This window comes from Pseudomonas jinjuensis, from assembly GCF_900103845.1.
GTDB lineage: Bacteria > Pseudomonadota > Gammaproteobacteria > Pseudomonadales > Pseudomonadaceae > Pseudomonas > Pseudomonas jinjuensis.
Map to the genome: position 1 here is coordinate 26,660 of NZ_FNIJ01000024.1, position 19,420 is coordinate 46,079.

12 protein-coding genes are annotated in these 19,420 nt (G+C 69.1%); 10 read left to right on the forward strand and 2 right to left on the reverse strand.

From position 1 onward, the window contains the following. Positions 1–12: 12 nt before the first annotated feature. Positions 13–726, reverse strand: a complete 714-nt coding sequence (locus BLR75_RS24955; RefSeq protein ID WP_084314990.1) for an SIMPL domain-containing protein — start codon at positions 724–726, stop codon at positions 13–15. Positions 727–908: 182 nt separating this feature from the next. Between BLR75_RS24955 and BLR75_RS24960 the strand changes: the two genes are divergently transcribed. From BLR75_RS24960 to BLR75_RS24975, 4 genes are all read left to right on the forward strand, one after another. Then, entirely contained in the window at positions 909–2,165 is a 1,257-nt protein-coding gene (locus BLR75_RS24960; RefSeq protein ID WP_084314991.1) for an ATP-binding protein, read from the forward strand. A gap of 25 nt (positions 2,166–2,190) precedes the next feature. Next, entirely contained in the window at positions 2,191–2,751 is a 561-nt protein-coding gene (locus tag BLR75_RS24965; protein ID WP_084314992.1) for a response regulator transcription factor, read from the forward strand. Between the two features lie 84 nt (positions 2,752–2,835). Then, positions 2,836–4,569: an ABC transporter ATP-binding protein/permease gene (locus tag BLR75_RS24970; protein WP_084314993.1), complete on the forward strand. Its 1,734-nt coding sequence runs from the start codon at positions 2,836–2,838 to the stop codon at positions 4,567–4,569. Positions 4,570–4,624: 55 nt separating this feature from the next. Next, on the forward strand, positions 4,625–5,566 hold the full coding sequence (locus BLR75_RS24975; protein ID WP_084314994.1) for an AEC family transporter: 942 nt from the start codon (positions 4,625–4,627) through the stop codon (positions 5,564–5,566). Between the two features lie 12 nt (positions 5,567–5,578). Here BLR75_RS24975 and BLR75_RS24980 read toward each other — a convergent pair whose 3' ends face one another. Next, positions 5,579–8,410, reverse strand: coding sequence for an AMP-binding protein (locus tag BLR75_RS24980; RefSeq protein ID WP_084314995.1), 2,832 nt, complete (start codon positions 8,408–8,410; stop codon positions 5,579–5,581). Between the two features lie 205 nt (positions 8,411–8,615). Between BLR75_RS24980 and BLR75_RS24985 the strand changes: the two genes are divergently transcribed. The 6 genes from BLR75_RS24985 (at position 8,616) to BLR75_RS25010 (ending at position 19,418) form a co-directional block, all read left to right on the forward strand. After that, positions 8,616–9,923: an MFS transporter gene (locus tag BLR75_RS24985; RefSeq protein WP_084314996.1), complete on the forward strand. Its 1,308-nt coding sequence runs from the start codon at positions 8,616–8,618 to the stop codon at positions 9,921–9,923. A 212-nt stretch (positions 9,924–10,135) separates the two neighbouring features. Beyond that, positions 10,136–10,930: a YfaP family protein gene (locus BLR75_RS24990; protein ID WP_084314997.1), complete on the forward strand. Its 795-nt coding sequence runs from the start codon at positions 10,136–10,138 to the stop codon at positions 10,928–10,930. A 16-nt stretch (positions 10,931–10,946) separates the two neighbouring features. After that, positions 10,947–12,638: a DUF2138 domain-containing protein gene (locus BLR75_RS24995; RefSeq protein WP_084314998.1), complete on the forward strand. Its 1,692-nt coding sequence runs from the start codon at positions 10,947–10,949 to the stop codon at positions 12,636–12,638. Continuing rightward, positions 12,635–13,264, forward strand: a complete 630-nt coding sequence (locus BLR75_RS25000) for a DUF1175 domain-containing protein (RefSeq protein WP_084314999.1) — start codon at positions 12,635–12,637, stop codon at positions 13,262–13,264. The genes BLR75_RS24995 and BLR75_RS25000 overlap by 4 nt, the downstream gene beginning before the upstream one ends. Continuing rightward, on the forward strand, positions 13,198–17,781 hold the full coding sequence (locus BLR75_RS25005; RefSeq protein WP_090416168.1) for an alpha-2-macroglobulin family protein: 4,584 nt from the start codon (positions 13,198–13,200) through the stop codon (positions 17,779–17,781). The genes BLR75_RS25000 and BLR75_RS25005 overlap by 67 nt, the downstream gene beginning before the upstream one ends. Further along, positions 17,778–19,418: a DUF2300 domain-containing protein gene (locus BLR75_RS25010; RefSeq protein ID WP_084315001.1), complete on the forward strand. Its 1,641-nt coding sequence runs from the start codon at positions 17,778–17,780 to the stop codon at positions 19,416–19,418. Before BLR75_RS25005 ends, BLR75_RS25010 begins: the two co-directional genes overlap by 4 nt. Positions 19,419–19,420 lie beyond the last annotated feature (2 nt).

Below are 19,420 nucleotides of genomic sequence, written 5' to 3' on the forward strand. Positions count from 1 at the left end.
TCGTTTGAGGCCTCAGGGCATCTGCACCTCGATGGTGCCGTCGGCGTTCATCGTCACCTGGCTGGTGCCGGCCTCGACTTCCGGGGTCGGCGCGCCGCCGTAGCTGTCCGCCTTGGCCATGGACATGCGCATCACCGGATACGGACGCGGTGCGCCGGCGCTGCTCAGGTTCAGGCTGACCAGCTTGTAGCCCTTGCCGCCGAGGGATTCGGCGAGCAGCTGGGCGCGCGCCTTGAAGGCATCCACCGCGCCCTTCATCAGCGCTGCCTCGCTCTTGTCGCGGGTGGCGTCGGCCAGGCTGAAGTTCATGCTGCCCATCTTCAGCCGGCCCTGCAGTTCGGCGGTGAGCCTGGACAGCGCGGCGAAGTCGGTGCTTTCCAGGCGCAGTTCGGCGCGCTCGCGCCAGCCGGTGATCTTCTGCCCCTTGTCGTCGTAGATCGGATAGCTGTTGCGGCTGCCCAGGCTGGTCTTCACTTCCTTCACCTTGCGCGCCTCGGCGATGGCGGCGTTCAGCGTCTCGGTGGTCCCGGCGGCGAGCTTGGCCGGATCGCTGGATTGCGCCTCGCTGTAGAGGGTCACCTGCATCAGGTCGTGGGCCACCTCCTGGCTGGCTTCCGCATGCAGGGAAACCTGGTTGTAGCGCGGCGCGTCGGAACCGGCCTGGGCGCCGAAGCTGGCGAGGCAGAGGATGGCTGCGGCGAGGGCGGTGAGGTTTTTCTTGGACATGTGTTGCTCCTTGGTCCGGATTGAATTCCTGCAGGCAGGGAGGGGCCCTGCCGAGGTCAGTCAGACCCTTTGACGCAGGCCAGTGTTCATTCGGGTTAAGCTGGATAGGTTAAGCTGTGTCGCTTTGCCGCAGCGGGTGGAGGATACCCTTGGCTATACTCGCGCAAATTCCGGAATTCAGCATGCGCACACCGGTTTTCCAGCTTTCCGCCAGCCGTCAGAATCTTCTGCATCTGACGCTCATCCGCATTCTCGTTCTCGCTGCCCAGGCCGGCTCGGTCGGCCTCGCCTACAAGGCGCAACTGATCCAGCTGCCCTGGCTGCCCCTCGGCATCACCCTCGCGGTTTCCGCTGTCCTCTGCCTGGCCACCGCCCTGCGCCTGCGCGGTCCCTGGCCGGTGACGGAGCTGGAATACGCCGTGCAGCTGGGTTTCGACCTGATCATCCACAGCGTGCTGCTGTATTTCTCCGGCGGCTCCAGCAACCCCTTCGTTTCCTATTACCTGGTGCCGCTGACCATCGCCGCGGCGACCCTGCCCTGGCTCTACACCATCGTCCTCGCCGGGCTGGCGCTGGCCAGCTACACCGTGCTGCTGGTGTGGTTCCATCCGTTCGAGATCGCCCCCGCCCAGCGCGACTACCTGCTGAACTACGGCATGTGGCTGAGCTTCGCCCTGGCGGCGGCGCTGATCACCTTCTTCGTCGCGCGCATGTCCGAAGTCCTGCGCCGCCAGGAACAGCTGCAGGCGCAGCGCCGCGAAGTGGACATGCGCGACCAGCAGCTGCTCGCCGTGGCGACCCAGGCCGCCGGCGCCGCCCACGAGCTGGGCACCCCGCTGGCGACCATGAGCGTGCTGCTCAAGGAGCTGCGCCAGGAACATCGCAACGTGCCGTCCCTGCAGGACGACCTGGCCCTGCTGCAGGAACAGGTGCAGCTGTGCAAGGACACCCTGCAGCATCTGGTGCGCGCCGCCGAGGCGGACCGTCGCCAGGCGGTGTACGAGCAGGGCGCCAACGAGTGGCTGGACGCGGTGCTCAACCGCTGGCACCTGATGCGCCCGGAAGCCAGCTATCGTTACCAGATTCTCGGCCGCGGCACCGCGCCCCGGCTGACGCCGCCCACCGATCTGACCCAGGCGCTGCTCAACCTGCTGAACAACGCCGCCGACGCCTGCCCGGAAAACCTCGACATCCGGCTGGACTGGGACGCCAGCGAGATCTGCCTGAGCATCCGCGATCACGGCGCCGGCGTGCCGCTGGCCATCGCCGAGCAGCTCGGCAAACCCTTCTTCACCACCAAGGGCAAGGGCTTCGGGCTCGGCCTGTTCCTCAGCCAGGCCAGCGTCACGCGGGCCGGTGGAACGGTGAAGTTGTACAACCATGAAGATGGCGGCACTCTGACCGAGTTGCGTCTGCCACGTAGTTACGGCGTGGCCTGAGCGCCACGCCCGCGAGGAAGTAGCCATGAGCGAAGAGATCCTGTTCGAAGGCGAAGAGCAGCCCCACCTGCTGCTGGTGGACGACGACCCCACCTTCACCCGCGTCATGGCGCGCGCCATGAGCCGCCGCGGCCTGCGGGTCTCGGTCGCCGGTTCCGCCGAGGAAGGCCTGGCGCTGGCCAGGGAAGACCTGCCCGACTACGCGGTGCTCGACCTGAAGATGGAAGGCGAATCCGGCCTGGTGCTGCTGCCCAAGCTGCTGGAACTGGATGCCGAGATGCGCGTGGTGATCCTCACCGGCTATTCGAGCATCGCCACCGCGGTGGAAGCCATCAAGCGCGGCGCCACCAACTACCTGTGCAAGCCGGCGGACGCCGACGACGTGCTCACCGCGCTGCTCTCCGACCACGCCGACCTGGAAAGCCTGGTGCCGGAAAACCCCATGTCGGTGGACCGCCTGCAGTGGGAGCACATCCAGCGCGTGCTGGCCGAGCACGACGGCAACATCTCCGCCACCGCCCGCGCCCTGGGGATGCACCGGCGGACCTTGCAGCGCAAGCTGCAGAAGCGCCCGGTTCGCCGCTGAGCGAACCGCTGGAATAAAACGAGATCAGACAGAAGGGAGCGCCAGGAGCGCTCCCTTCTCGTTAACCCGTGTCGAGCCCGAATCATGACCGATAGCGCCGAATACAGCGCGGCGAACGATGCCGTCCGCAGCCGCTTCTTCTCCCGTGTCTGGCAACTGACCGCCCCCTACTGGCGCAGCGAGGAGAAGGGCATGGCCTGGCTCCTGCTGGTGGTGGTCATCGCCCTCTCGCTGGTCGGCGTCGGTGTCTCGGTGTGGCTCAACAGCTGGTACCGCGACTTCTACAACGCCCTGCAGAACAAGGACCTGGACAGCTTCATCCGCCTGATCCTGCATTTCTGCGGGATCGCCGCGGCAGCCATCCTGATCGCCGTCTATCGCCTCTACCTGACCCAGATGCTGACCATCCGCTGGCGCCGCTGGCTGACGGAGAAGCACTTCGCCGCCTGGTTCGGCGGGAAGAACTACTACCGCCTGGAACAGCGCGGCCACACCGACAACCCCGACCAGCGCCTCACCGAGGACCTGAACAGCTTCACCGACACCACCCTGAGCCTCGGCCTCGGCCTGATCCGCAACCTGGTCAGCCTGGTGTCCTTCTCGGTGATCCTCTGGGGCGTGTCCGGCAGCATCGAGCTGTTCGGCATCACGATTCCCGGCTACATGTTCTGGGCCGCACTGCTCTACGCGCTGGTCGGCAGCTGGCTGACCCACCTGATCGCCCGCCGCCTGATCGGCCTGAACAACCAGCAGCAGCGCTACGAGGCGGACCTGCGCTTCGGCCTGGTGCGAGTGCGCGAGAACGCCGAGAGCATCGCCCTGTACAACGGCGAGGCCAACGAGAACCAGCGACTGATGACGCGCTTCCGCAATGTGTGGGGCAATTACTGGGAGCTGATGAAGGTGCAGAAGCGCCTGACCTTCTTCAGCTCCGGCTATGCGCAGATCGCCATCATCTTCCCCCTGGTGGTCGCCGCGCCGCGCTACTTCGCCGGCAAGATCCAGCTCGGCGAACTCATGCAGATCAACTCCGCCTTCGGCAATGTGCAGGACGGCCTCAGCTGGTTCATCGACGCCTACGCCGGCCTGGCCAACTGGCGCGCCACCTGTGACCGCCTGCTGAGTTTCCGCGCGGCGATGAGCGAGACCGCGCAGGACGAGCCCGGCATCGAGGTGCACAACGGCGGCGATGCCCTGCAGCTCCGGCGCCTGGCCCTCGACCTGCACGATGGCCGCGTGCTGCTGGAGCCGAGCAGCCTGAACCTCGCCGCTGGCGAGCACCTGCTGATCGGCGGCGCCTCCGGCGGCGGCAAGAGCACCCTGCTGCGGGCGATGAGCGGCCTCTGGCGGCACGGCTCCGGGCAGGTGCAGATGCCGGCCGGGCGCTGCCTGTTCCTGCCGCAGAAGCCCTACCTGCCGATCGGCACCCTGGAAGCGGCGCTGTGCTATCCGGAGGAATCGGGCCGGCATGGCCGCGAGCGCCTGCAGGAAGTCCTGCGCCTGTGCCGCCTGGAGCAACTGGTCCCGCGCCTGGACGAAGCCCAGCACTGGCAGCGCCTGCTCTCGCCGGGCGAGCAGCAGCGCCTGGCCATCGCCCGCGCGCTGCTCTATGCGCCGGACTGGCTGTTCCTCGACGAGGCCACCTCGGCCATGGACGAATCCGACGAGGCCGCGCTCTACCAGGTGCTGCTGGAACAGCTGCCCGGCGTGACCCTGGTCAGCGTCGGCCACCGCACCAGCCTGAAGCGCTTCCACCCGCGCCAGCTGCGTCTGGAAGATCGCCAACTGCAGGAACTGGCGGCGGTCCTGCCCGCCTGACCGGCCAAGGGCGCGCCTGCTATCATCGGCGCGCCTTCCTGCCTGTGCGCCTTCCATGCTCTCGATCTTCTACGCCACCCTGGGCATCACCGCCCCGGTCTTCGCCATGCTGTTCCTCGGCGTGCTGCTGCGGCGGCTCGGCTGGATCGACGTGCCCTTCATCAACACCGCGTCGGCGCTGGTGTTCAAGGCCACCATGCCGACCATGCTGTTCCTCGGCATCTACCACGCGGACCTGCATACCGCGGCGAGCCCGGCGGTGCTGGCCTACTTCTGCGTGGCGACCCTCGTCGGCTTCCTCTTCGCCTGGGGCTGGGCGGTCTGGCGGGTGCCGCGCGAGGAGCGCGGCGTGTACACCCAGGGCGCCTTCCGCGGCAACAACGGAATCGTCGGCCTGGCCCTGGCGACCAGCCTCTACGGCGCCCACGGCCTGGCGCTGGGATCGGTGCTCGCCGGCCTGGTGATCCTCGCCTACAACACCCTGTCGGTGGTGGTGCTGGCGATCTACAGCCCGAGCCTGAAGTCCGACCCCTGGAGCATCTGCAAGAGCGTGATGCGCAACCCGCTGATCCTCAGCGTGCTGGCGGCGCTGCCGTTCTCCTGGCTGGGCATCACCCTGCCCGAGTGGCTGCTGACCTCCGGCGAGTACTTCGCGCGGATGACCATGCCGCTGGCGCTGATCTGCATCGGCGGCACCCTGTCGCTGGCCGCGTTGCGCGACAGCGGCTCCCTCGCCATCAGCGCCAGCCTGATGAAGATGGTCGGGCTGCCGGCGCTGTGCACGCTGGGGGCCTGGCTCGTCGGTTTCCGTGGCGCCGAACTGGGCGTGCTGTTCCTCTACTTCGCCAGCCCGACGGCGGCGGCCAGCTTCGTCATGGCCCAGGCGGCGAACGCCAACCACCAGCTGGCCAGCTCGATCATCGTCATCACCACCCTGGCGGCGGCGGTGACCATCAATATCGGCATCTTCCTGCTGCAGTGGGGTGGCTGGATCTAGCGACCCGGCGGCTCAACCCGCCAGGCGCAACCGGTCCGGCTCGTCCAGGCGTTGCAGCAGCACCGCCCGCGCCTGGTCGCGCAGCCTGATCGCATCCAGCCAGTCGCGTCCTCCCGCCAGCAGCTGCGGGCAGACGCTAACGTGCAGTTCGCCATGGTGCGGGAACCACTGCCCGTCGCGCAGCAGCATGCGCGAGCCGCGGATGGCCACCGGCACCAGCGGCACGTCGGCGCGCGCGGCGAGGACGAAGGCGCCCATGCGGAACGGCATCAGCCCCGGCTCGCGGGTCAGCGTGCCTTCGGGGAAGAACAGCAGGGACTGCCCGCGCTGCAGCGCCTCCGCCAGGACCTCGGCGTCGGCGGCGCTGCGGCGCGGATCGAAGCGTTCGACGAAGCAGGTGCCCAGGCGGCGCAGGAAGGTCCCGGCGACGAGCTGCCCGGCCAGTTCGCGCTTGGCGACGAAGCTGAAGCGCGGCGGCAGCGCCGCGCAGAGCGCCAGCCCGTCGAGGTAGCTGGCGTGGTTGGCGACCAGCACGCGCACCTCGCCGCGGTACAGGCGCCCCAGGCCGTCGGCCCGCAGCGGCACCCCGACCAGGTACAGGAAGCCGCGCGCCGCCCGCCGCGCCAGGCGTCGGCACCAGTCCGGGCTGGGCAGTAATGCAACCGTCAGCCAGGTCAGGCTGCCGATCAGCATCAGCAGTCCCCAGAACCAGGCGGCATAGAACAGTTCCTGCAGCGCCTGCCAGCCGCGGCGGAGCTGGGCACCCGCCACGCTGCGCACGAGTCGCAGCAGTTGCCGCCAGGCCGCCGGCGGCGCCCGTCCCAGCTCGCCGCGTTCGTAGAGTTCGCGGCTGGCGGCGCGGCGGATCTTGCCGCTGGAGGTCTTGAGCACGCTGTGCGGCGGCGCCAGCACGATGTCGTCCGGCGCCGTTCCGGTCAGTTCCAGGCACAGGCGGGTGATCGCCTGGCGCAGGCGCTCCAGCTCCCCGGGCTTCTGTTCGCGGGTTTCCGCCAGTACCACCAGGCGCTCGCCGCCCGCCGCGCCGGTGCAGCCGAACACCGCCACGCAGCCCTTGCGCAGGCCGGGCAGGTTGCCCACGGCGTTCTCCACGTCGTAGGGGTAGATATTGCGCCCGCCGCGGATGATCAGGTCCTTGACCCGGCCGCTGAGGTAGAGCTCGCCGGCGGCGATGTAGCCCAGGTCCTGGGAGTCGACCCAGTCGCCATCGCGAACCCGCGCACTCTCCTGCGGATTGCGGAAGTAGCCGGCGGTGGTGGACGGCCCGCGGAACTGCAGATGTCCCTCGCGCCGCTCGGGCAGCTCGATTCCACGGTCGTCGACGATGCGCACCTGGTGTCCCGGCAGCGGGTGCCCGCAGGAAACGAAGCGGAGTGCGCCGGGGCTGTCCGGCTCGACGCGCAGCGCCCGGCCCCGGGACTGGAAGGCGTCGCGCTGGACATGGTCGATCAGCGGCCCGCGCCCCGGCTCCGCCAGGGTCACGTCGAGGGTCGCCTCGGCCAGCCCGTACACCGGCATCAGCGCGCCGGGGGCCAGACCGTAGCGGGCGAAGCGCTCGGCGAAGCGTTGCAGGGTGTCCGGATTGACCGGTTCGGCGCCGTTCAGCGCCAGGCGCCAGCTGCTCAGGTCCAGCCCTTCGAGTTGCGCGTCGTCGAGTCGGTTCAGGCACAGCTCGTAGGCGAAGTTGGGCGCCGCCGACAGCGTGCCGCGATGCTCGTGGATGCTCCACAGCCAGCGCGCCGGGCGGGCGAGGAAGGCCAGCGGCGACATCAGCACCAGCGGGAAGGCGTAGTAGAGGCTGCCGAACCAGGCGCCGATCAGGCCCATGTCGTGGTACATCGGCAGCCAGCTGACGAATACGTCGTCCGCCGTGACCCGCAGCGCCGAGCCCATGGCGCGCAGGTTGGCCAGCAGGTTGGCGTGGCTGACCATCACCCCCTTGGGCTGGCCGGTGCTGCCCGAGGTGTACTGCAGGAAGGCGAGGTCCTGCGCCTGCCGCTGCGGCTCGGTCCAGCTGCCGCCGGTTTCGGACAGCTCGGCGACGCTGGCGATCATGCCCAGGCTCGGCACCTGCGCCCGGAGCAGGCGGGCGATCATCCTGGCCTCGGGCACGGTGATCAGCGCCCTGGCCTCGGCGTTGGCGAGGATGGCCGCCTGGCGCTGCAGGTGTTCCTCGATCCGGTTCAGGCGCATGGGCGGATAGATGGGCACCGGCACCCCGCCGGCCAGCATCACGCCGAGGAAGGCATGGAGGAAGTCGCGCCCGGTGGGCAGCATCAGCGCGACCCGTTCGCCGCCGCGCAGCCCGTGGCGTTGCAGGCCGCAGGCGACGGCCAGCGCGCCCTGGTGCAGCGCCGCGTAGCTGATGTCTTCCTGGCTGTCGCCTTCGCCCAGCAGGTGTACCTGGGTGCGCTGGGGATGATGGCTGAGGTGCCACTGCAGCACTTCGATCAGGGTCTGCGCACGCTCCGGCGTCCCCGCATCCGCAGGCTCGTCCGTTCGCGCGCCGATACCCGGCATGGACGGCGTTTCGCGGCGCCCGCCCGCGCCCAGGGCCTGCAGCAGATCGTGCAGGGTTTCCGCTTCGCCGAACGCGGCTTCCGGCAGGTGCACGCCGAACTCGCGTTCGAGGCGCGACCAGAGTTCCGCCCGGCCCAGGCTGTCCACGCCGAGATCGTCCTCGAGGCGGCTGTCCAGGCCGATGTGCAGGCTGGCCGCATCCTGCGGGCGCAACTCGGCGACGACCTGGCGGACGATCGCCAGCAGGCGTTCCGTCGTCCCGTCGGGACCCGGCACGACGCGGGTGTCATCGGATGCGAACGGCATCGACAGCCCTCGTGAGGCGACGGCTTCACCGGCCGTCACGTTCTTGCACCATAGGCCCTTGGCGGCGCCGGCGGTAGCGGCAGCGGACCAGTTGCACATCGCCATCTCCCGGATCGCGGCGGGAACTGGCATCCTTTCCGATCCGGCGCGCTCGCCAGACCGTGCAGGCCCCGGAGACCATCGACCAGCAGAACGGAGAATCTACATGTCCGCCAGTCTCGTCCCGGGAGTGCGCTATCGAGAAGTCTGGGCCTGGGCGATGTACGACTTCGCCAACTCCGGCTACACCACGGTGGTGACCACGGCGGTGTTCAACGCCTTCTTCGTCGCCGTGGTCGCCGGCGGCGCGGACTGGGGTACCCTGGCGTGGACCAGCGCCATCTCGCTTTCCTACCTGCTGGTGATCCTCAGCGCTCCGCTGGTGGGCGCCTACGCCGATGCCTGCGCGTGCAAGAAGCGCCTGCTGCTGCTGACCACCATCGGCTGCGTGCTGTGCACCGCCGGCCTGGCGCTGGCCGGTCCCGGCACCCTCGCCCTGGCGGTGCTGTTCGTGGTGCTGTCGAACTTCTTCTTCGGCACCGGCGAGAACCTGGTCGCCGCCTTCCTCCCCGAACTGGCGCGCAGCGATGCCCTCGGCCGGGTTTCCGGCTGGGGCTGGGGACTGGGCTACATCGGCGGCCTGCTCAGCCTCGGCGCCTGCCTGGCGTACGTCGCCTGGGCGCAGGGGAAGGGGCAGGACGCGGCGGACTTCGTTCCGGTGTGCATGCTGATCACCGCGGCGCTGTTCGCCCTGTCCAGCCTGCCGACCTTCCTCTTCCTGCGCGAACGGGCGCGCCCGCAGCTGCGCGCCGACGAGCGCCATCGCCTGCGCCAGACCTGGGCGCGCCTGGGGCGCACGCTGCGCGAGGCGCGCCGCTACCGCGACCTGCTGCGCTTTTTGCTGTGCACCCTGAGCTATCAGGCGGGAATCTCGGCGGTGATCACCCTGGCCGCCATCTATGCCGACCAGGCCATGGGCTTCAGCACCCAGGACACCCTGCTGCTGATCTTCGTGGTCAACATCACCGCTTCGCTCGGCGCCCTGGCCTTCGGCCACCTGCAGGACCATCTCGGCCACCGCCTGACCCTGGCCCTGACCCTGTGCGGCTGGATTCTCATGGTGGCGCTGGTGTGGTCGGCCCAGGGGCCGGCGCAGTTCTGGCTGGCGGCCAACGTCGCCGGGCTGTGCATGGGCGCCAGCCAGTCGGCCGGGCGCGCCATCGTCGGCCTGCTGGCACCGCCGACGCGGCTGGGGGAGTTCTTCGGCCTGTGGGGGCAGGCGGTCAAACTGTCGTCGATCCTCGGGCCGATGACCTACGGCCTGACCAACTGGCTGAGCGACGGCGATCACCGCCTGGCGATGCTGGTGACGGGCAGCTACTTCGTGGTCGGCCTGCTGCTGCTGGCTGGCATCGACCTCAAGCGCGGCCAGCGTGCGGCGCTGGTCGATGCGGCGGAGGCCACGGCCGCATAAGTCGATGCTTTTGTAGGAGCCAGCTTGCTGGCGATTTGTCGTGTTCGCCGGCGCCGCCGGATTTGCCGGAAGGTTTGGATCGCCAGCAAGCTGGCTCCTACAGGTTCGGCATCGCCTACAGACCAATCCGATGTGTCCTCGGAATGCTCCGATAGTCCGCTTCGTCAGGTCCGTCTAGGCTTAGCGAATTTCCTTTCACTCAAGGACCGACCATGCGCCATGCGCGCGTACTGTCGCTATTGCTCTGCCTGGGGCTGGACAATGCCCTGGCCGCGCCCGGCGCCGAGCTGGATGCACCCGCGGCGGGCTGGCGCTATTCCGGGCTGCTCGACCGCACGGAAAACCCCCGCGTCGCCTATCCCACGCCGCCCATCGACCGTGGCGGCCAGCGCAACCGCAGCCTGATCGAAGGCCGCCTGCGCGAGCTGGCCGGCACCCAGAGGCCGCAGCGGCTGGTGGTCAACGGCAATCCGCTGCCGCTGTACACCGACGAGGAGGGCCGCTTCGTTCGCCCCTATGCCTTCGGCGCCGGCTCCAACAGCGTGGAGCTGGCCAGCGAAAGCGGGCAGTCGCTCAAGCGCGTGCAATTCTTCGAGGCCAACCGCCTGCTCACCCCGGCGCGCCTGCGCGTGGTGCTGGGCTGGGACGACCCCAAGGCCGAACTCGACCTGCACGTGGTCACCCCGGACGGCGAGCACGCCTACTGGGCGCGGCCGGTGCTCAAGGCCGGCGGCGGGCTGGACGTCGACAGCGTCGACGGGCCGGGTCCGGAAATGTTCACCATGGCCGCGCCCCAGCACGGCACCTACCTGCTCTACGTGAACTACTGGGGCAACCTGAACAGCCAGGGCTACAACTTCCAGGCCGGCAGCAACCAGAACGAGGTCATCACCGCGCAGATCAGCCTGGTGTTCAACGAGAACACAGTGGACGAGAAGCGCGAGACCTTCCTCGTGCCCCTGCGCACCATCGGCGACCTGCTGCTGGTCAAGTCATTCAGATATTGAGGTGGGAAGGAATCCCATGAGCGAGAACGACGTTTCCCCATCCACCACCCGACCGAAGCGCCGCCGCGGCCTGCTGATCGGCCTGGGTCTCGGCCTGGTCGCCGCCGTCGCGGCCGGCATGGGCTGGTATTTCCATGCCGCCGGGCCGGCGCGGGAGCTGGCCGAGCGCAGCACCCTGGGCCTCGACCTGAACCGGCCCGACGCGCTGATCGAAAGCGCCTCGCTGAGCCGCCTGCCGAAGGACCTCCTCGAGGTGCCGATGCTGCGCGACATCCTCACCGAGGACTTTGTCTTCTATTACCAGAACAACGCCGACCGACTCGGCCTGATCGGCAGCCTGCGGCGGATCGTCTACGAGCACGACCTGAAGCTGCAGGACAGCCTGATCGAGGAACTGCTCGACCAGCCCGCGCAGGTCGCCCTCTGGCGCGGCGCCGATGGCCGGCCGAAACACTTCCTCATCCTGATGCAGCGCGGCGGACTGGCGAAGGTGCTGGAGCCGTTGGCCCGCGTCGCCCTGGATGACCGGCAACTGCGCCAGGACGGCGAACTGCGTGTCGATGGCGACAGCGTGCCGCTCTACCGCCTGCGCTACAACGCCGACCGCGAACTGCTCTTCGCCTCCCATGGCGACCGGCTGCTGGTGCTGTCCAGCCCGGGGATGCTGTTCGATGGCGCGCTGCAGGCGGCCGATGCCACCGAACAGCTGGAGGACCTGCTCGACGGCGACGATCCCTTCCCCGAGCGCTTCGGCCTGAAGCCGCGCGGCGAACTGAGCCAGCGCATCGTCCTCGGCGCCGACCTGCTCGCCCTCGGCTACCGGCACTTCATCCCGGCCTTCGCCGGCCTGCGCTTCGAGAAGGGCGCCCAGGGCTGGCACAGCTTCCTCGCCCTCGACGAGGTGGACGACCAGCCGGCGCTGGACTTCGCCCCGGTCTGGCAGGCCATGCCGATGGGCGCCAGCGCCTGCGTGGCGCTGCCGGTGGTGCCGGGGCAGGAGCAGAAGCTGCTGCAGCGCCTCGGCGCCGACGCGCAGATGGCCAAGTCCCTCAGCCAGCACCTGAGCGGCGCCGCCGGCCTCTGCTGGTACGCCGACTCGCGCCTGCACAGCCCGCTGCTGGTGGGCAGGCTCAGCGCGCCGCCGAGCGCGGAGATGGATGACGACCTGGGCAAGCTGTTCGGTTCGGTGATCGGCGCCCATGAAGCCAAGCTGCCGGACGGCGCCTTCCCGGTGGCCGCCGACAGCCAGGGCGATACGCGCAAATGGCGGCGCCAGGTCAGCTCCAACTTCGGCCAGTACCCGGCCAGCCAGGCGGAGTCGCCGTACGCGGTGAGCGGCAAGGGCTTCTTCCGCGTCAGCCTCGCCCGGCATGGCGAAACCCTGCTGTTCTCCCTGGACGACCGCCTGGTGGACAAGGCCCTCGATACCCTCGACAAGCGCTTCCCGCCGCTGGCGGAAGTGCTGCCCTCCGATGCCCTGGTGCCGCTCTACCTGGCGCCGGAAACCCTCGCCACGCTGTTCCGGCAGGAAACCCTCGACAGCCTGCCGCAGGACATGGAGCCGGTGTTCCGCAACGCCGCGGAAACCCACCTGCTGCCCAAGCTGAAGGTGCTCGCCGGCCAGCGCAAATACGCCCTGAGCCTGCCGGCCGGCATCCAGGCGGACGCGTCATGGAAATGGTTGCCGCTGGAATGGCGCGCGCTATGAGCCGGCTGCTTTTCCTCGGCGTGCTGCTGCTCGCCGGCATGGCACGAGCGGAAACGGCCGCGCCGCTCGATCCGGAGCAGTCCCGGGTGTTTCGCGCCTGGTTCGTGCGCATCGCCCAGGAACAGCTGCGCCAGGGTCCCAGCCCGCGCTGGCACCAGCAGGACTGCGCCGGGCTGGTGCGCTTCGCCGCCAACGAGGCGCTCAGGGTCCACGACGGCAAGTGGCTGCGCGCCAACGGCCTGTCCAACCGCTACCTGCCGCCGGAACTGCAGCTCAGCGACGCCCAGCGCCGGCTGGCGCAGGAGTGGCAGCAGGGCGGCGGCAAGGTCGGCCCCTACGTCAACGCCATCAAGCTGGTGCAGTACAACAGCCAGTTCGTCGGCCGCGACCTCAACCAGGCACGCCCTGGCGACCTGATGTTCTACGACCAGGGCGACGACCAGCACCTGATGATCTGGATGGGCCGCAGCATCGCCTATCACACCGGCACCACCACGCCGACCGACAACGGCATGCGCTCGATCGGCCTGCAACAACTGATGACATGGAAGGACACCCGATGGATACCCGACGAATCCAATCCCAACTTTATCGGCATCTATCGGCTGTCGTTCCTCTCCCGCTGATCCTGCTCCTGCTGGCGCTGCTGCCGTTCGCCGGCGCGCGGGCGGAGGATGCGGTGGAGCCGAGCAACTATTCGCCGATGGCCGGCGAGTCGTTCTTCCTGCTCGCCGACAGCAGCTATGCCAGCGACGAGGTCGCCCAGGTGCGCCTGGAGGCGCCGGGCCGCGACTACCGGCGCTACCGCATGGAGCCCTATGGCGGGGCGGACGTGCGGGTGTACCGCATCGACAGGCCGATGGATTTCCTCAAGCGGCAGAAGAACCTGCACCGGGTGGTCGCCGAGGGCCAGTTCAAGGGCGAGGGCCTGTCCAACACGCTGGCCTACCTGTGGGACAACTGGTACCGCAAGTCGCGGCGGGTGATGCAGCGGGCGTTTTCCTACGAGTCGCGCAAGCAGGTCACCGAGGCGGTGCCGGAACTGAAGATGGGCAACGCCATCGCCGAACCGACCCGCTTCGACGCCCAGCCGCAGTTCGCGCCGATGCCGGGGCTGCCGCTGATCAGCCAGTTCCGCTACCCGCTGTGGGACGCCGAGCCGATCCAGCCGCCGAAGGACGTGCATCTGACGGGCTCTTCCAGCGAGTTCATCAACGTCGTGCCGGGCAACGTCTACATCCCGCTGGGCAAGCTCAAGCCGGGGCTGTATCTGGTCGAGGCGCTGATCGGCAAGTTCCGCGCGACCACCGTGGTGTTCGTCTCCAACACCGTGGCGGTGAGCAAGATCGCCGGCGACGAGCTGCTGGTGTGGACCGCGCGCAAGCACGAGGGCACCGCCGTGCCCAGGGCCAGCGTGCTGTGGACCGACGGCCTCGGCGTGATGAGCAGCGGCAGCACCGACGCCGACGGCCTGCTGCGCCTCAAGCACGTCAGCCCGGAACGCTCCTACGTGATCGGCGAGGACGAGGAAGGCGGGGTGTTCGTCTCGGAGAACTTCTATTACGACAGCGAAATCTACGACACCAAGCTCTACGCCTTCACCGACCGCCCGCTGTACCGGCCGGGCGACTGGGTCGAGGTGAAGATCGTCGGGCGCGAGTTCAGGAATGCCCGCGATTCCGTCGCACCGCAGGCGGCGCCGATCCGCCTCAATGTGCTGGATGCCAACGGCACCGCGCTGCAGGGCCTGGACCTCAAGTTGGACTCGAAGACCGGCGCGCAGACGCGCTTCCAGCTGCCGGAAAACGCCGTGGCCGGCGGCTACGAGCTGCGCTTCGTCTACCGAGACCAGCAGTACAGCAGCGCCTTCCGCGTCGCCGAGTACATCAAGCCGCACTTCGAGATTTCCCTCGACCTCGCCAAGGCCGATTTCCGCACCGGCGAGCCGGTCAAGGGCAACCTGGTGCTGCTCTATCCGGACGGCAAGCCGGTGGCCAATGCGCGCCTGCAGCTCAGCCTGCGTGCCCAGCAGCTGTCGATGGTGGACAACGAGTTGCAGTACCTCGGCCAGTTCCCGGTGGAGCTGACCAGCAGCGAACTGGGCACCGACGCCCAGGGCCGCGCGGCGCTGGAACTGCCGCCGGTGGAAAAGCCCAGCCGCTACCTGCTGACCATCTTCGCCAGCGACGGCGCGGCCTATCGGGTCAAGACCAGCAAGGAAATCCTCATCGAGCGCGGCGCCGCCCGCTATCGGCTGGATACCGCGCAGCGCTTCAGCGCGGTCGGCGACAAGGTGCACTTCCGGTTCGCCAGCGAGCAGAACACGCCGATCATGCCGGCGTCCTGGCAGTGGGTGCGGCTGGAAGACCAGTCCAAGGTTGATGGCAAGGTCGGCGAGGGTGGCTTCGATATCGCCTTCGAGCGGCCCGGCACCTACAGCATCCTGCTCAAGGACCAACACGGCCAACTGCTCGGCGCCACCGGGCATTCGGTCAGCGGCGAAGGGGTGAAGGCGGTGGCCGGCACCGTCGAGATCGTCCTCGACAAGGCCGAGTACAAGACCGGCGACGAAGCGCTGGCGCTGATCACCTTCCCCGAGCCGGTCGGCGATGCGCTGCTGTCCCTGGAACGCGACAGCGTCGAAGCCACCGCGCTGCTGTCGAAGGGCGCCGACTGGCTGCGCCTGGAAAAGCTCAACCCGACCCAGTACCGCGCGCGCATCCCGGTGAAGGACGATTTCGCGCCGAACCTGACGTTCTCCGTGCTCTATACGAAGGCCGGCGACTACAGCTTCCAGAACGCCGGGATCAAGGTCGCCGCGCCGCAGGTGGAGATCGCCATCGCCACCGACAAGGAAACCTATCGGCCGGGGGACATGGTCAAGGTCGACCTGCACACCCACTTCGCCGGCAAGCCGGTGAGCACGCACCTGGCGGTCAGCGTGGTGGACGAGATGATCTACGCCCTGCAGCCGGAAATCGCCCCGGACATCGGCCAGTTCTTCTACCACCCGCGGCGCAACAACGTGCGCACCAGCGCCAGCCTGGCCTTCATCAGCTACGACGTGGCGCTGCCCGGCAGCAGCACGGCGCCGGGCCGGGCCAATCGCAGCGAGCGTGGCGTGAAGGTGCTGGAGCGACCGCGCCGCGAGGATGTGGACACCGCCGCCTGGCAGCCTGAGTTGGTCACCGACGCCGAGGGCAAGGCCAGTTTCAGCTTCCGCATGCCCGATTCGCTGACGCGCTGGCGGATCACCGCGCGGGCCATGGACGATGCCGGGCAGGTCGGCCAGAAGAAGCAGTTCCTCCGTTCGGAAAAGCCGCTGTACCTGAAGTGGAGCGGCCCGACCCGCTTTCGCGCCGGCGACCGGCCGGACCTCGGCCTGTTCGCCTTCAACCAGGGCGAACAGCCGGTCGAGGCCGAACTGCTGGTCCGCCATGCCGGACAGGAGCAGCGCATCCCGCTGCAGCTGGAACGCGGCATCAACCATGTGCCGCTGCCCGGCGTCGAGGCGAGCGCAGGCGAATGGACGGCGGAGCTGCTCCAGGACGGCCAGTCGATGGATGCCCTGGCGGTACGCCTGACGCTGGGTGCGGCAGGCTGGCAGGCGGTGCAGACCCGGCACGTGCCGATCAGCGAAGAGACTACCCAGCTGAACCTGCCGGCGGATGCGCGGGATATCCGCCTGCGCCTGGACGGCAGCGCCAGGGCATTGTTCCGCGCCAATCTCGACGATCTGCTCGGCTATCCCTATTGCGGCGTCGAGCAGACCGCCAGCCAGTTGCTGCCGCTGAGCCTGGCCTATCCCATGCTCGCCGCTGGCGAGCCGCGGGTGCGCGACCGCCTGCGCCTGATCATGCAGAACAGCCGCCTGCGCCTGGTGCAGATGGCCGGGCCGAACGCGCAGTTCACCTGGTGGGGCATGGGCGAGGACGGCGACGCCTTCCTCACCGCCTACGCCTACTACGCCGACTGGCACGCCAGCCGCGCGCTGGAGCTGAGCCTGCCAGCCGATCACTGGCAGCGGGTGCTGGATATCTACGCCAAGCAGGCGGTTGGTACGCCGCTGTTGCAGCGCGCGCTGATCCTGTCCTTCGCCCGCGACATGCAATTGCCGGTGGCGACCCTGCTCAGCGGGCTGATGGATGACCTGGGCAAGGCCGGCGACGGCGAGGAACCGCCTGTCACCATCGACGCCCGCGATAGCCTGGTGATGGCCGCGCCGGATTCGCCGTTGGGATTGGCCGCCGCCCGTGCACTGACCGCCAGCCTGGCGCGCCAGGCCGGAGTGGCCTTGCCGCCGGCGTTCTCCGCCCAGTTGCCGGCTGCCGGGAAGCGTCTCGAAGACAGCGACCAGCCCTTCATCGAAGCCTTGCGCTACTTCCTCGATCCGGTGGGCGCGCAGCGTGCCGCTGCCGTGCTGAAAAGCCTGGCGCCGAGCCAGCCGACTCTGGAGCGCGCGCTGGCGCTGGTCTGGCTGCAGCGTGCCGTCGATCAGGCTCCGGCTGCCGCTCCGCCTGTGCCGGGTGAGGGCTGGAAGCTGGTGCAGGGCGTCACCGGCGAGCGCTACTGGGAATGGCAGGGGCAGGGCGTACCGACTGCGCTGGCGCTGCAGTCCGCGCCGGCGCGCCCGCTGGATGCCGCGCTCAGCTTCCGCAGCGACGAGGCGCCGACGGCCGGAGTTCCCGTGCAGATCGAGCGCCGCCTGCTGCGCCTGGTGCCGGGCGACAAGGCGTTCGAGTTCTCGGTGGAGGCGCTCGGCGACAAGCCGATTTCCAGCGACGACCTCTACCTCGACGAAGTGACCCTGAGCACCGGGCAGGCCAGCGCCCTGCGCTACGGCATGCTGGAAGTGCCGCTGCCGCCGGGCGCCGATGTCGAGCGCACCACCTGGGGCATCCAGGTCGCCGGGCTGGACCGGCCGGAAGCAGCGGCGCTGGAAAAGGCCCGCTTCGAGCCGGGGCAGATGCTCTACGCGGTGCCGGTGGACAGCCTGGCCGGCGAACTGCGCGTGCGCCACCTGCTGCGCTTCTCGCAGAAGGGCGAGTTCAAGCTGCCGCCGGCACGCTACGTGCGCCTGTATGCGCCCGAGGAACAGGCGCTGGAGCAACAGCCGGCGCTGGCCAGGGTGAAGGTCGAATGAGGCGATTGGCTGTCCTCTCGCTGTGCCTGCTGCCGTTGCTGGCGGTGGCCGGCGAGGCGCCGCTGCAACTGGCCTGGCGCACGGCGCAGGGCGACGAACTGCTGCGCCTGGACGAGTCCCGTGTGGTCGGTCGCTCCGCGCTGCCGCAGGACCTGCAGACCCCGCTCGGCAGCCTGTGGAAGCTGTTCGTCTATGCCTGGCTGGTGGACCACGACAGCCGCGAGCCGGCCTATCGATGCCGCGGCCGGTCGCAGGAGGAGGTCTATTGCTGCGATGCCGGCGCCAGCGTCGGCCGCGACGAGGCGCTGGTGCGTTCCTGCGGGCTGTATTTCGTCCCGGAGCGGCTCGGGCTGCAGGCGGATGACTGGCGCCGCTACTGGCAGGCACGGCAGTCGCCGGCATGGCTGAGCGATCTTTCCCAGGTGCGGGCGCAAACGCGGGTGCCGGTGGGCGAATTGCTGGATGTCCTCGCCCGGTTGCCGGCCCAGGCGGAGGCGCGGCGGGTATTGCTGGATGTGATCCTGGGCGGGGAAGGGCAGGCGGCTGGCGTGCTGGGCGGGCGTCTGCGGGTGAAGACCTGGAGCTGGCTCGACGACCACGATCCGCAGGCGCGGCAGGGCGGTTTCGGCGGCTGGCTGGCGGATGGAACGCCGCTCTGGGTGGGCGGCCCGGGCACCAGCAGGACGGTGCTGAATCGCTATGCCGATGTCCTTGGCAGCGTACTGCCGGCGCCATGGCCTGCCGAGGCGGGGCAGTGCGTGGAGGTCGGCCTGTTCGCCCGTTATCCGCTGAAGCAGGTGCTGCGGGAGGATGGAACGCCGGCAGGCGTTGGAGCGCTGAATGGGCGCTATCGGGTCGAGTTCGAGAATGCCAATCGTCTGGATATCGAAAGCGCGGGCGAACTCTTTCTCGAACGCAATGGCGTGCAGCCACGACTGACTGCGCGGATATCGCGGGAGGAATATGTGGCGCGGGTACTGCAGCGCGAGGCGGCGGCGCAACCGGCCGAGGCGGCCAAGGCGCTGGCGGTGGCGATCCGCAGCTATCTGCTGCAGAACGCCGAGCGTCGCGGCGATTGCCTGCGCATCGCCGACAGCAGCGCCAGCCAGCGCGTCGCACCGCGCCCGGCGAACGCCGACTTCCGGCGCATTGCGGCCTGGACCGACGAGCTGGTGTTGGCTGGCAGCCCGGTGACCTACCACCTGGACAGTCCCGGTCCGGCGCGCCTGTCCTGGCGCGATGCGGTGGCCCAGGCGCAGGCGGGCGCCCGCTACGACGCCATCCTGGCCCGTGCCTTCCCGGCGGCCAGCCTGTCCCGCTGGGACAAACCGCAGGCGTCCTGCCAGCCGTTGCCGGCAGCGGAGGACTGGCTGAAGGCCCGGCGCCGCGACTGGCGGCCGACCCTGGACGGCGAGCCCGGCTATGCCGAGCCGGCGTCCTTCGCCGTGTGCCGGCTGCTTTCCGGGCGCCCGCATGTGGACCGCGAGCGGCGGCGCATCTATGTGCGCGAACTGTATTCCCTGCAGGACCGCCTGGACCTGACCCACGAATACCTGCACCTGGCCTTCGAAGCCCACCCCAACGGGCAGGACGAAGGCTATATCGAAAGCCTCGCCCGCCAGTTGCTGCTGGAGTAGCC